This window comes from Micromonospora sp. RTBAU3-60, assembly GCF_054963695.1.
The window spans coordinates 1-13,837 of sequence record NZ_JBUEGB010000014.1; the positions used below are offsets into that span (position 1 = coordinate 1).

Here is a 13,837-nt window from a genome sequence, read left to right on the forward strand (position 1 = left end):
ACGCTTCGCCTCGTCCGGCTCCATCCCGTTGATGGTGTCCAGCCGGACCAGCGGGTTGTACTTGTCGCGCCGCTGCTCGCCCTCCCGGGCGGCCCGCACGGCGCCGGTGATCGCGTCACCGCGGCGCAGGCCGTACTTCTTGATCTGGGACATCGAGACGTACACGTCGTTCGGGCCGGCCAGGTAGCCGGTGGTCCGGACGAAGGCGTAGTTGTCGAGCACGTCGATGATGCCGGCGACCGGTACGAGGACCTCGTCCTCGCCGACCTGCGGCTCGCGGCCGCCGTCGCCGCCCTCGGCGCGCTCGCCGCGGCCACGCCGGCGGTCACGGAACCGGCTGCGCCGGCCGCGCCGGCCGCCGCCCTCGCCGTCCTCGTCGCCGTCGTTGTCGCGCTCGGCGCGCTGGCCCCGCTCGGTCCGCTCGCCGCGCTCGGTCCGCTCGCCGCGCTCGGCACGCTCGCCGCGCTCGGCACGTTCACCCCGCTCGCCGCGCTCGGCGCGCTCGCCCCGCTCGGCACGTTCGCCCCGCTCGGCACGTTCGCCCCGCTCGGCGCGCTCGCCGCGTTCGGCACGCTCGCCCCGCTCAGCACGCTCGCCCCGCTCAGCACGCTCGCCGCGCTCGCCGCCGCGCTCCCGGCCACGTCCCTCGCCGCGCTCGGCCCGCTCGCCGGTCTCGGCGGGGGCCTCCTCGGCACGCGGCTCGGCCGGCCCCGCCTCGGTGGTCGCGGCGGTCGCGGCGGCCCGGCCACGCCGGCTCCGGGTGCGACCCTCAGTCGCCTCGGCGGCGGGCGCCTGCTCGGCCGGGCGGCGCTCGGTCTCGGCCCGCTCCTCGCGGACCTCGGCGTGCACCTCTTCCCGGGCCGGAGCGGCCGCGGCGGCGACCTCGGCCCGCGGTCGAGGGGTGCCGGCGGCGGCGCCGCCCTGCCGCTCGGTGATCGCGCTGATCAGCTCGCCCTTGCGCATGCGAGCCGTACCAGAGATGCCGAGCGACGCGGCCAGGCTCTGCAGCTCAGGCAGCAGCATCGCCGAAAGGCCGGTACCGCTGCGCCGACGGCGAGTGGGGGCCGCGGTGGTGGCTTCGCCAGCGACGTTGGAAACATCCGACGTCACGTCGGTGGTGTCGCTCAATGGATTCCTTCCCTCGATAGGCCGGGGCTGCCCGGAGTCGAAACCAGGTGGCCGGGCGGCCTCGGTGCACCCGCCTCGCATGGACGCGTCGCGGGAGTCTGTGACACAGCAGCCGGTCGGTTTCCCGACTCACCAGCGGCGGTGAGCAGGTCTCGCCGTCTGCGGCGACCTGTGGAAACTGCGGTGCGGCGTAGGCCTTTGGCAGGGGTGACGGGCTGACCGCCGAGAGCTTCGGGGGTGCGCCGCCCCGCAGGAGATCGCATGCTTCGCGGCTGTGCTGAGTCTAGAGCGTAATCAACTCTTCCGACCTGCGGCAACAGGGTCCCGCTCGGCGTGTCCAAGTCTACCCCGGGCGACCCGGGCACCGCTGACGTCTATGGGCAACTCCCAGCACTGCCAATCTGTTCCCGCCTGGAATCCCGCCGGCACCTCGGTCAGGGCCAGGACCGTGGGGCCCGCCCCACTGACCACAGCCGCCACACCCGCCTCACGCAGCGCGGCGACCAGGGCGGCCGTCGCCGGCATCCCCCCGGCCCGGTAGTCCTGGTGCAGCCGGTCGACCGTGGCCGGCAGCAGCAGCGCCGGATCGGCGGTCAGCGCGTGCACCAGCAGGGCCGCGCGTCCGGCGGTCAGGGCCGCGTCGGCGTGCGGCACGGTGGCCGGCAGCGCGGCCCGGGCGACGGCGGTCAGGCCGCGCTCGCCGGGCACGAAGACGGTGGGGCGGACGCCGTCCGCCACGGGCAGCGACACCGCCCGGGCACCGCCCGGCTCGGTCCAGGCGACGGTGAAGCCACCGAGCAGGCAGGGCGCGACGTTGTCGGGGTGGCCCTCGATCTCGGCGGCCAGCCGGAGCGCGGCGTCGTCGTCCAGCATCGCCGCGCCGTCGTCGACCAGCGCGCGGGCCAGCAGCACTCCGGCGACGATGGCCGCCGAGGAGGAACCCAGGCCCCGGGCCTGCGGGATCCGGTTGACGCACTCCAGGGACAGCCCGGGCGGCTGGATGCCCAGCACGTCGAAGGTGGCGCGCATGGCACGTACCACCAGGTGCCGGTCGCCGTCCGGCAGCTCGCCGGCGCCCTCCCCGGTCACCACCACCTGGACCCCGCCGGCGGTCACCTCGGCCGCCACGTCGTCATAGAGCCCCAGGGCCAACCCGAGCGAGTCGAAGCCGGGGCCCAGGTTCGCGCTGGTCGCGGGCACCCGGACCCGTACGGGACCGGAGGCGAGAGTCATCGGCACCGGCTCATGCTAGGACCCCGCCCCGACAACGCGCCGATTCGCCCGGACCGTGGGAAGTGATCAGCTCCGCTCACCGGTCAGGGAGTGCGGCTGGGCTCCGGCTCCGCCGCCGGGTCGGTGAGCGAGAGCCGCCGGGTGGCGAGCCGCCAGCCCAGCGCGTAGACCACGGTGACCAGGCCGCAGCCGGCCAGCACGGTCCGCTCGCTGACCTTGTCCACCACGAGGGCCACCGCCAGCTGACTGACCGAGATGGCGAGCGTCGCCAGCATCATGTCGGTGGCGAAGACCCGCCCCCGCAGGTGGTCCGGCACCTCGCCCTGGAGGGCGTAGTTGGACAGGACCCAGTTGCTGCCCCCACCGAGGTGGGCCAGGAAGACCAGCACCAGCACCAGCGGGAACCAGGCCACCACCGACACCCCGAGGTAGGCCAGACCGTAGAGGGACATGGACAGCGCCAGCCCGGTGAGCAGCCAGGCCCGGTTGGCGAGCACCCGGCGCATCAGGATCGGGCCGATCAGCGCCCCGGCGCCCCGGGAGGCGAAGAGCAGCCCGGTGCCGACCGCCCCGACGCCGTACAACCCGGCGAGGAGCGGGAAGACGGTCAGCACGCCGTTGCCCAGGCCGACCGCCGACTTCACCGTGACCAGGGCGAGCACCCGGGGCCGCTGCGCGATGTAACGCAGCGCCTCGCGGATCGCCGGCCAGGTGCGTGCGGGCGCCTGCGCCGGGTCGCGGGGGGCCTGCAACGGCCGGCGGATCAGCGTGGCCAGGCCGGCCGCCACCACCAGGCCGCCTGCCGCCACCCAGAAGCTGACGTACGCGCCGGCAGCCGCGCTGATCATGCCGCCGAGCGAGGCGCCGACCACCGTCATGGTGCCCCAGGCGGAGCCCGCCACGGCATTGCCGGCGGCCAGGTCCGCCGGGTCGAGCACGTTGGGCAGGGCGGCCTGGGCGGCCGGCGAGTAGAACGCCTTCGCCACCGCCATGGCCGCGATCGCCACCAGGGCCAGCCAGGCCGTCCGGGGGCCGCGGACGCCGAGCAGCAGCAGGACGCCGGCCAGCGCGGCGAGGTTCGCCGCGATCATGATCTTCCGCCGGTCGAACCGGTCGGCGATGGTGCCGGTGTACGGCAGCAGCAGCGCGGTCATGCCGGTGTCCACGGCGAGCACCAGCGCGCCCCAGACCCCGCTGCCGGTCAGCTCCGGCAGGAGGACCAGCAGCGGCACCATGACGAACCAGTCGGAGCCGAACACCACCAGCTCGGCGAGGAAGAGGTTGCGGAAGTCACGGTTGCGAACGAGGACCGAGACGGTGGGTGACACGCCGGAACCCTACCCCCGGCCGGTCAGACCACGGCCGCGTGGCGGAGCAGTTGGGAGACCGTGACGAAGGTGTAGCCGCGGGCCCGCAGCCCGTTGATCATGTCGGGCAGGCCGCGCAGCGCCACCAGCCGCCGCTGTGTGCCGACGTCGTGGCCGAGCAGGATGGTGCCGGGCTGCACGTCGGCGACGATCCGCCGGGCGTGCCCGGCCGGGTCGTTGGGGAACTCCCCCTCGACCATCTGCAACGTCCACAGCACCAGCCGGTAGTCCAGCCGGGCGGCGGCGTGCAGCACCGCTCCGCCCAGGTGCCCCCACGGCGGGCGGATCAGGCGGGGTGCCACCCCCGTCGCCTGGACGATCGCCTCGTGGCTGCGCCGCAGGTCGTCGTACGCGGTGTGGGCGTCCATCCGGGCCAGGTCGTGATGGGCCCAGCTGTGGTTGCCCACCTCGTGCCGACCGAGCCGGCCGCGCACCAGCGCGGCGTGCTCCCGGGCCCGCACGCCGACCAGGAAGAAGGTGGCCGGGACGGCGTACTTCTCCAGGGTGTCGAGCACCATCGGCGTCCACTGTGGCAGCGGCCCGTCGTCGAAGGTGAGCGCGATCAGGCGCTCGGTGGTGCGTACGCCCCAGACGACCTCGACCGTGCCGGAGCCGACCTCCTGGTGGCGGCTGCCCAGCGTGGCGCTGGCCGGCCCGCCGGCGATCGGCAGCCGGCGGTCGGCGATCCAGGTGGTCTGCGAGGTCCCGGCGACGCCCAGCGCGGCACCCCCGGCCAGCAGGGCGGTACGACGCAGCACCGCCCGCCGGTCCCACCGGCCCACGCCGTCCGCCATGGCCCCGCCCCCGCTCCGGCCGGCCGCGGAAGCGGGAGCGGCCGACACGCGCAGTACGTGTCAACTCACTCACGGTACAGCCCGACGTCGCCGTCCACGGTCCCCTCGCGCCGCCGTCCGCCGCTGACCCGGAAAGAAACCGCCGTCCGCCCGCCTCTGGCCCCGAGCGGCGGGTGGACGTGGCGGGCAAGGGTGGGCGCCCCGGACGGTGCCGATCGGAAAGAGTGGCCAGCCGACGCGGGATGGCCACTCTTTCCGGGAAGCTGCGCGTGCCCGGGCCCGAAGGCCCGGTGTCGCGGCGGTCAGTCGGTGGGTGGGAGGGGGGAGCGGCGGCTCTTCGGGAGCCGGAGCACCTCGAACTGGTCCGTACCGTCGAGCAGCGCGGCGGACGGGGCCGGCCGGGCCGGCGGCGCGGCGGCCGGCGCGGGAGCCTCGGCCGGCGGCGCGCCGGCACCGACCGGGACCGGCACCGGGACGGGCTCCCGCGCCGGCTCCGGGGTGCCCCGACGGCGGACCCGAGCCGCGCGCAGCGACTCCTTGGTCCGCTCCACCATCGTGTAGAGGGTCGGCACCAGGATCAGCGTCAGCAGCGTCGAGCTGATCAGGCCGCCGATCACCACGATCGCCAGCGGCCGGGAGATGAAGCCGCCCTCGCCGGTGAGGCCGAAGGCCATCGGGAGCAGCGCGAACACCGTGGCGACCGCGGTCATCAGGATCGGCCGCAGCCGCCGCCGGCCGCCCTCGACCACCGCCTCGGTGACGCCCATCCCCCGGGCCCGGTACTGGTTGACCAGGTCGAGCAGCACGATCGCGTTGGTCACCACGATGCCGACCAGCATGAGCACACCGATCAGCGCCGGTACGCCCAGCGGCGTCCCGCTGGCCAGCAGCAGCGCGATCGCGCCGGTGGCCGCGAACGGCACGGAGACCAGCAGGATCAGCGCCTGGGTCAGGCTGCGGAAGGTACCGACCATGATCAGGAAGACGATCGCGATCGCGGCCAGCACGGCCAGCCCCAGGTCGGCGAAGGCGTCCTTCTGGTCGGCGCTGACGCCGCCGATGGCGACCGTCGCCCCCGGCAGGTCCAGCGCGTCCAGCCGCTTCTGCAGCTCCTGGGTGGTGGCGCCGAGGTTGGCGCCGGTGGCCGTACCGGTGACCGAGACGCTCCGCTCGCCGTCGATCCGGGTCACCTGCTGCGGGCCCTCGACCTGGTTGACGTCGGCGATGGCGTCCAGCTTCACCGGGCCGACCGGCAGCGCCCGCAGCTCGGCCAGGCTCAGTGGCGGCCGGGCGCCGGTGCTGAGCACCACGTTCAGCGGTTGGCCGTCCAGCGTGACCTGCCCCAGTGGGGCGCCCCGGTACGCCTGCGCGACGAGCTGCCCGACGGCCGCCTCGGTGAGCCCGGCCCGGGCCGCGGCGACCCGGTCCACGGTCACCTCGACCCGGGGCACCCGGCTGGCGAGGCTGGTGGCGACGTCCTCGACGCCCGGAGTACCGGCCATCGCGTCCCGGACGGCCTCGGCGGCCCGGGTCAGCGTCTCCTGGTCGGCGGCCTGCACGACCACCTCGAGCTGGCTGCCGGAGCCGGCGTTCTGCCCGGCGCCGAAGCTCAGCTCGCCCACCTCCGGGCCGAGCGCGTCGAACTCCGCGCGGAGGGTCCGCCGGACCTTCGCGGCGTCGGTGTCCGCGGTGAGCGCCACCGAGTAGGAGGCGGTGTTGTTGCCGCCGCCACCCGCCCACGGGTTGTCGGTGCCGCCCGCGCTGACCTGGTAGGTCTTCACCCCCGGCGTACGCCGGAGCACCTCCTCGACCCGCGCGGCGGCCTGGTCGGTGCCGGTGAGCCCGGTGCCCGCCGGCAGCTCCTGCCGGATGGCCAGGGTGTCCTGGCCGGAGTCGTCCAGGAAGTTGGTCTCCAGCTTCTGGGCCAGGCCGAACGTGCCGAGTAGCACCAGCAGGCCCAGACCCACGGTGGCCCAGCGGGTGCCCCGGGAGCGGGTGGCGAAGCCGATCGCCGGCAGGTACGCCCGCTGCAACGGGCTGCGCAGCTCCTTCTCCTCGGCCGCCCGGCGGGCCGCGGCGTCGTCCACCCCGCCGGCCCGGGGCTTCAGGAACCAGTACGCCAGCACCGGGATCACGGTCAGCGAGACCAGCAGCGAGGCGAGCAGGGCCACCGTCACGGTGATCGCGAACGGCGCGAAGAGCTGCCCGACGAAGCCGCCCACCAGCGCGATCGGCGCGAACACGGCGACCGTGGTGAGCGTCGAGGCGGTCACCGCGCCGGCCACCTCGCGGACCGCGCCGAGGATCGCCTCCCGCTTCGGCTCGCCGTACTCCAGGTGCCGCTTGATGTTCTCCAGCACCACGATCGAGTCGTCGACGACCCGGCCGACGGCGATGGTCAGCGCGCCGAGGGTGAGCAGGTTGAGCGAGTGGTCGCCGGCCCAGAGCACGATGAGCGCGACCAGCACCGACAGCGGGATGGAGACCGCGGTGACCACGGTGGAGCGGATCGAGAGCAGGAAGACCAGGATCACCACCACCGCCATGAGCAGGCCGAGCAGGCCCTCGGTGGTGAGGCTCTCGATGGACCGCTCGACGAACGGGGCCTGGTCGAAGACCACGGTGAGGTCGGCGCCGGAGGCGGCCGAGAGCGCGTCGAGCCGGTCCCGGATGTCGTGCGAGATGCCGACCGCGTTGCCGTCCGGGGTGGCGGTGACGGCGATGCCGAGGCTCGGCTTGCCGTTGGTCCGGGTGAACCCGGTGGCCGGGGCGAGCTGCTGCTCCACCCGGGCCACGTCGCCGAGGCGTACCGGGGCGGCGGGGGCGGTGCTGAGCACGATGCCGCGCAGCTCGTCCACGGTCCGGATCGGGGTGCCGACCTGGACCGGGAGCGACCGGCTCCCGTCGGCCACCGCGCCGGCCGGCACCGCGACGCCGTTGGTCTTGAGCGCCTGGGCGATCGCGGTGGGCGCCAGCCGGGCCGCGGCCAGCTTGACCGGGTCGGGGGTGACCAGCACGACCTGGTCGCGGGTGCCGGTCACCGCGACCGTCCGGACCCCGTCCAGCCCCTCCAGCTCGGGTACGACGGTCCGGCGCAGCTGCTCCGCCAGCGCCTGCTCGTCGGCGCCGCCGGTCGCGGCCACCACCACGGCGGGCAGGTCGTCGGTGCTGCCGGCGATGACCTGCGGGTCCACCCCCTGGGGCAGCTGCCCGTCGATGCGGTTCAACGCGGTCTGCATCTTGTTGACCACGTCGTCGAGGTCGGTGCCGAACGCGTACTGCACCTGGACCGTGGTGGAGCCCTCCCGGGAGGTCGAGGTGACCTTCTCCAGCCCCGGGATGCCCTGGAGGCTGTTCTCGATCGGCTCGGTGACCTGGGACTCCACGATCTCCGGCGCGGCGCCCGGGTACGCCGCCACGATGAACGCGGCGGGGAACTCCAGCGACGGCAGGAGCTGCTGCTTCAGCGACGGTACGGCGAACGCCCCGAACGCCGTGGTGACCAGCGCGATGAGAGCGATCAGCCCTCGGTTGGCGAGGCTGAATCTGGCGAGCAGCGACATCGGCGTGGCTCACTCCTGGGATGGGGTCTGCGGGGTGCCCAAAGTCTGCCCCACCCCCTCCCTCCACTTCGCACCCACCCACCCCCGCCCGTAGCCCCGTTGATCATGAGGTTAGCGGCGAAGAGAGCGCTTTCACGTGCCGCCAACCTCATGATCGCCGACGCGCGGGAACCGGGTCAGGCCAGGTCTAGGGAGCGGGCGGCGGAGAGGGGGTCGTTGGCGATCGTGACCGGGGCGGGAGCCGTCGAGATGGCCCACTCCGGGTCCTTGAGGCCGTGGCCGGTGACCGTGCAGACCACGGTGGACCCGGCCGGCACCCGGCCGGCGGCGGCCTGCTGGAGCAGACCGGCCACGCTGGCCGCGCTGCCCAGCTCGACGAAGGCGCCCACCTCGCGGGCCAGCAGCCGGTACGCCGACAGGATCTCTCGGTCGCTGACCGCCGAGATCAGCCCGCCCGAGGCGTCCCGGGCGTCGATCGCCTTGGTCCAGCTCGCCGGGTTGCCGATCCGGATGGCGGTGGCGATGGTCGACGGCTCCGGCACCACCTGACCGGTGACGAGGGGGGCGGCGCCGGCCGCCTGGAAGCCGTACATCTTCGGGGCCTTCGTGGCGTTGCCGGCGGAGAGATCCTCCGAGTAGCCCATCCAGTAGGCGGAGATGTTGCCGGCGTTGCCGACCGGCAGGCAGTGGATGTCCGGCGCGTCGCCCAGCGCCTCGACGATCTCGAACGCCGCCGTCTTCTGGCCGTGCAGCCGGTCGATGTTGACGGAGTTGACCAGGGCGACCGGGTAGTCCTGGGCGAGCTTGCCGGCCAGCGCCAGGCAGTCGTCGAAGTTGCCCTGCACCTGGAGCAGCTTGGCGCCGTGCACCAGCGCCTGGGCCAGCTTGCCCAGCGCGATCTTGCCCTGCGGCACCAGCACCGCACAGGTGATCCCCGCGCGGGCCGCGTACGCCGCGGCGGAGGCGCTGGTGTTGCCGGTGGAGGCGCAGATGATCGCCTTGTCACCCGCCGCGACGGCCTTGGAGACGGCGACCGTCATGCCCCGGTCCTTGAAGGAGCCGGTGGGGTTGGCGCCCTCCACCTTCAGCCAGACGTCGGCGCCGACCCGGGCGGAGAGCACCGGCGCCGGCAGCAGCGGGGTGTTCCCCTCATGCAGCGTGACGACCGGAGTGGCGTCGGTGACCGGCAGCCGGTCCCGGTACGTCTCGATCAGACCCCGCCACATGTCGTTCTCCTCGCCTCGACCGCCCCGGTCGCATCGGGGCTTCTACCAGCGTGAACCAGCCTCCGGGACCGACCGCCGGCACACCTGGGGTTAACCATCAGGCGGGACGGGCGGCTACGCCCCGCCCTCGACCCGCAGCACGCTGGTCACCGAGCGGACGATCTCCAGCCCGCGCAGCTCCCGGACGGTGGCCGCGAGCGCGGCGTCCGGCGCGACGTGGGTGACGATGACCAGTTCGGCGTCCGCGCCCCCGCCCCCGCCGCCCGCCGGGCCCTGCCGGACGGTGGCGATGGAGACCTCGTGCCGGGCGAAGACCCCGGCCACCGCCGCCAGCACACCCGGCCGGTCGGTCACGTCGAGGCTGATGTGGTAGCGGGTGAGCGCCTCCCCCATCGGCCGCACCGACAGGTCCGCGTACGCCGACTCGCTGGGCGCGTGCACCCCGGCGAGGCGGTTGCGGGCCACCGCCACCACATCGCCGAGCACCGCGCTGGCGGTCGGCGCGCCGCCCGCGCCGCGCCCGTAGAACATGAGCTGCCCGGCCGCCTCCGCCTCGACGAAGACCGCGTTGAACGCGTCGCCGACGCTGGCCAGGGGGTGGGCCAGCGGGATCATCGCCGGGTGCACCCGCACGCTGACCGTCTCGCGGCCCGCCGCGTCGGTGCCCCGGGCGGCGATGCAGAGCAGCTTGATCGTGCAACCCATCGCCTTGGCGCTGGCCACGTCGGCGGCGGTCACCTCGGTGATCCCCTCGCGGTGCACGTCGGCGGCGGTGACCCGGGTGTGGAACGCCAGGGAGGCGAGGATGGCGGCCTTGGCGGCGGCGTCGAAGCCCTCCACGTCGGCCGTCGGGTCCGCCTCGGCGTATCCCAGCTCGGTGGCCTCCTCTAGCGCCTCGGCGAAGCCCGCGCCGGTGGCGTCCATGGCGGAGAGGATGAAGTTGGTGGTGCCGTTGACGATGCCGGTGACCCGGTTGATCCGGTCGCCGTGCAGCGACTCGCGCAGCGGGCGCAGCAGGGGGATGGCCCCGGCGACGCTCGCCTCGTAGTAGAGGTCGGCGCCGCCCTCGGCGGCGGCGTCGTGCAGCGCCGCGCCGTCCTCGGCGAGCAGCGCCTTGTTGGCGGTGACCACGCTCTTGCCCGCGCGCAGCGCCTCGACCAGCCAGCTCCGGGCCGGCTCGATGCCGCCGACGACCTCCACCACGATGTCCACGTCGTCCCGCTTGATCAGCCCGAGCGGGTCGGTGGTGAACAGGGCGGGGTCGACCGGCAGGTCGCCGCGGTCCCGGCCGAGCCGGCGTACGGCGATGCCGGCGATCTCCAGCGGGGCGCCGATCCGGGCGGCGAGGTCGGCCGACTGCTCGTGCAGCAGCCGCACCACGTCGCTGCCGACCGTGCCGCAGCCGAGCAGCGCCAAGCGAACGGGTGAGGTCATCCGACATCCAATGCGAGCAGGTCCTCTTCGGTCTCCCGGCGGACGATCAGCCGGGCCCGACCGTCACGGACGGCGACGACCGGGGGCCGCGGGACATGGTTGTAGTTGCTGGCCATGCTCCGGCAGTACGCCCCGGTGCCGGGCACCGCGACAAAATCTCCGGGCTGCACGTCAGCGGGCAGGAATTCATCCTTCACCACGATGTCCCCGGACTCACAATGCTTTCCCACCACGCGGGCGAGCAGCGGCTCCGCCGTCGAGGCCCGGTTCGCCACCGTGGCCGAGTAGGACGCGTCGTAGAGCGCGGTGCGGATGTTGTCGCTCATCCCGCCGTCGACGCTGACGTAAGTTCGCAGGCCGTCCACGTCCTTGACCGTGCCCACCTCGTAGAGGGTGAACACGGCGGGGCCGACGATGGCCCGGCCCGGCTCGATGGACAGGTGCGGCACCCGCAGCTTCTCGGCGAAGCACTCCCCGTCGACGATCTTGCGCAGCCGCTTGGCCAGGTCGCTCGGCGCGGCCGGGTCGTCCTGGGTGGTGTACGCGATGCCGAACCCGCCGCCCAGGTCCAGCTCGGGCAGCTCCACCCCGCGGGCGTCGCGGATCTGCGCCTGCAGGCCGAGCACTCGGCGGGCGGAGACCTCGAAGCCGCTGGCGTCGAAGATCTGCGAGCCGATGTGCGAGTGCAGCCCGCGCAGCTCCAGCACGTCCTCGTCGAGGATCTTGAAGGCGGCTGCCGCGGCCGCCCCGCCGGCGAGGGAGAAGCCGAACTTCTGGTCCTCGTGCGCGGTGGCGATGAACTCGTGGGTGTGCGCCTCCACGCCGACGGTGACCCGGACCAGCACCCTGGGGCGTACGCCACGCTCGCGGGCGAGCGCGGTGAGCCGGTCGATCTCGGCGAACGAGTCGACGATGATCCGGCCCACCCCGGCGTCCACCGCCCGGGTCAGCTCGGCCACCGACTTGTTGTTGCCGTGGAAGCCGATCCGCTCCGGCGGCATCCCCGCCGACAGCGCGGTGGCCAGCTCGCCGCCGGTGCAGACGTCGAGGAACAGGCCCTCCTCGGCGATCATGCGGACCACCGCCCGACAGAGGAAGGCCTTGCCGGCGTAGTAGACGTCGGCGTCCGGGAAAGCGGCCTGGAACTCCCGGCAGCGGGAGCGCAGGTCGTCCTCGTCCAGCACATACACCGGGGTGCCGAACTCGGCGGCCAGGTCGCGGACGTCCAGCCCGGCGACCTCCAGCGCGCCGCTCCCGCCCCGCGCCACGTTACGCGGCCACAGCTGCGGCACCAGGGCGTTGACGTCGACCGGGGTACGCAGCCAGGCCGGCCCACGGTTGCCGATGTCGCCGTGCAGGGCACCGGCTTCGTGCGCGCGCATGGTTACATCCTTTCCGGCGCGGAGACGCCGAGCAGCTGCAGGCCGTTGGCGATGACCACGCGGGTGGCGTCGTTGAGCCAGAGCCGGGCCCGGTGGGTGTCGGTGATCTCCTCGTCGCCCTGCGGGGTGACCCGGCACTGGTCGTAGAACCGGTGGAACGCCGGGGCCACCTCGCGCTCGAGGTAGTGCGCGAGCCGGTGCGGCTGGCGCAGCTCGGCGGCGGTGGCCACCACGGCCGGGAACCCGGCGAGGGCCTTGAGCAGCTCGTGCTCCTTCTCGTGGGCGAGCAATTCGGGGCGGAAGCCCGCCGCCGCGCCCCGGGTCAGCCCCGCCTCGGCGGCCTGCCGCGAGATGCCGGCGGTCCGCGCGCCCACGTACTGCACGTAGTAGACCGGGTTGTCGTTCTTGGCCCGGGTCCACAGCTCCACGTCGATGTCGATGGGCGAGTCGGCCGAGTAGCGGGCCAGCGCGTACCGGGAGGCGTCCACGCCGATCGCGTCGACCAGGTCCTCCAGGGTGACCACGGTGCCGGCCCGCTTGCTCATCCGCACCGGCTGCCCGTCGCGGACCAGGTTGACCAGCTGGCCGATGAGGATCTCCAGGTTGCGGTCCGGGTCGTCGCCGAAGCAGGCGGCCATGGCCTTCATCCGGCCGATGTAGCCGTGGTGGTCGGCGCCCAGCATGATCACCACGCGCTCGAAGCCGCGCTCGCGCTTGTCCAGGTAGTAGGCGCAGTCGGCGGCGAAGTAGGTCCACTCGCCGTTGGACTTGCGCAGCACCCGGTCCTTGTCGTCGCCGAAGTCGGTGGTGCGCAGCCAGGTGGCGCCCTCGGCCTCGTAGACGTGCCCCTGCTCGCGCAGCCGGGCCAGCGCCTTGTCCAGCTCGCCCCGGTCGTGCAAGTCCTTCTCGTTGAAGTAGGTGTCGAACTCGACGCCGAAGTCGCGCAGCGACGCCTTGATCTCCTCGAACATCAGCTGGACGCCCTCGACCCGGAACACCTCCTGGGCGGCGGCGTCGTCCAGCTCGCGCACCTCCGGCCGGCGCCGGCACACCTCGTCCGCGATCTCGGCGAGGTAGGCCCCGCCGTAGCCGTCCTCGGGGGTCGGCTCGCCCTTCGCGGCGGCGAGCAGGGAGCGGGCGAACCGGTCGATCTGGGAGCCGGCGTCGTTGAAGTAGTATTCCGTGCCCACGTCGGCGCCGGTGGCGCGGAGCAGCCGGCTGAGCGCGTCGCCGACGGCCGCCCAGCGGACCCCGCCGATGTGCACCGGGCCGGTCGGGTTCGCCGAGACGAACTCCAGGTTGATCTTCTGGTCGGCGAGGGTCTCGCTGCGGCCGTACGCCGGGCCGGCCTCGACGATGACCCTGGCCAGCTGGCCGGCGGCGGCCGAGTCGAGCCGGATGTTCAGGAAGCCCGGGCCGGCGATCTCCACCGACTTGATCCCCGACCCCCGGCCGAGCTGCTCGGCCAGGGCGGCGGCCAACTCCCGCGGGGGTACGCCCACCTTCTTGCTGAGCTGCAGCGCCAGCGTCGAGGCGTAGTCGCCGTGCTCGGGGTTACGGGGTCGCTCGACGGTGGTCTGCGCGGGCAGCGCGGAGCGGTCCAGGCCCCGGTCTTCGAAGACGGCGTGGGCAGCGGCGAGGACTACGTCGGCGAGTTCTGCGGGAGTCACCGAACCATGTTATCGGGGGTAGACTCGGGCACCGCGGCGG

At 73.9% G+C, this 13,837-nt stretch carries 9 protein-coding genes; all 9 read right to left on the bottom strand.

The window, feature by feature from the left end; all coding sequences use genetic code 11:
- The coding region (locus ACY34I_RS16055) for a Rho termination factor N-terminal domain-containing protein (protein ID WP_462755826.1) at positions 1 to 1,128 on the bottom strand (1,128 nt) is incomplete at its 3' end.
- A gap of 294 nt (positions 1,129 to 1,422) precedes the next feature.
- A complete protein-coding gene (gene thrB / locus ACY34I_RS16060; protein ID WP_462755952.1) occupies positions 1,423 to 2,361 on the bottom strand; it encodes a homoserine kinase in 939 nt (312 codons plus the stop codon).
- Between the two features lie 83 nt (positions 2,362 to 2,444).
- Complete coding sequence (locus ACY34I_RS16065) at positions 2,445 to 3,689, bottom strand: MFS transporter (protein WP_462755827.1); 1,245 nt, start codon at positions 3,687 to 3,689, stop codon at positions 2,445 to 2,447.
- 23 nt (positions 3,690 to 3,712) lie between these two features.
- Entirely contained in the window at positions 3,713 to 4,522 is an 810-nt protein-coding gene (locus ACY34I_RS16070) for a polysaccharide deacetylase family protein (protein ID WP_462755828.1), read from the bottom strand.
- Positions 4,523 to 4,824: 302 nt separating this feature from the next.
- Entirely contained in the window at positions 4,825 to 8,085 is a 3,261-nt protein-coding gene (locus ACY34I_RS16075) for an efflux RND transporter permease subunit (protein ID WP_462755829.1), read from the bottom strand.
- A 176-nt stretch (positions 8,086 to 8,261) separates the two neighbouring features.
- Complete coding sequence (gene thrC, locus ACY34I_RS16080) at positions 8,262 to 9,311, bottom strand: threonine synthase (protein WP_462755830.1); 1,050 nt, start codon at positions 9,309 to 9,311, stop codon at positions 8,262 to 8,264.
- A gap of 114 nt (positions 9,312 to 9,425) precedes the next feature.
- Positions 9,426 to 10,745, bottom strand: coding sequence for a homoserine dehydrogenase (locus ACY34I_RS16085; RefSeq protein ID WP_148796269.1), 1,320 nt, complete (start codon positions 10,743 to 10,745; stop codon positions 9,426 to 9,428).
- Positions 10,742 to 12,127, bottom strand: coding sequence for a diaminopimelate decarboxylase (gene lysA / locus ACY34I_RS16090; RefSeq protein ID WP_148796271.1), 1,386 nt, complete (start codon positions 12,125 to 12,127; stop codon positions 10,742 to 10,744). Before lysA ends, ACY34I_RS16085 begins: the two co-directional genes overlap by 4 nt.
- A gap of 2 nt (positions 12,128 to 12,129) precedes the next feature.
- Positions 12,130 to 13,797 (bottom strand): arginine--tRNA ligase, encoded by a 1,668-nt coding sequence (gene argS, locus ACY34I_RS16095; protein ID WP_462755831.1) that lies wholly within the window; start codon positions 13,795 to 13,797, stop codon positions 12,130 to 12,132.
- Positions 13,798 to 13,837: the final 40 nt, after the last annotated feature.

What these genes read in the sequence shown, in the direction of transcription:
- thrB (WP_462755952.1), bottom strand. Translation starts at nt 2,361, where the DNA reads ATGACTCTCGCCTCCGGTCCCGTACGGGTCCGGGTGCCCGCGACCAGC.
- thrC (WP_462755830.1), bottom strand. Translation starts at nt 9,311, where the DNA reads ATGTGGCGGGGTCTGATCGAGACGTACCGGGACCGGCTGCCGGTCACC.
- ACY34I_RS16075 (WP_462755829.1), bottom strand. Translation starts at nt 8,085, where the DNA reads ATGTCGCTGCTCGCCAGATTCAGCCTCGCCAACCGAGGGCTGATCGCT.
- lysA (WP_148796271.1), bottom strand. Translation starts at nt 12,127, where the DNA reads ATGCGCGCGCACGAAGCCGGTGCCCTGCACGGCGACATCGGCAACCGT.
- ACY34I_RS16085 (WP_148796269.1), bottom strand. Translation starts at nt 10,745, where the DNA reads ATGACCTCACCCGTTCGCTTGGCGCTGCTCGGCTGCGGCACGGTCGGC.
- ACY34I_RS16070 (WP_462755828.1), bottom strand. Translation starts at nt 4,522, where the DNA reads ATGGCGGACGGCGTGGGCCGGTGGGACCGGCGGGCGGTGCTGCGTCGT.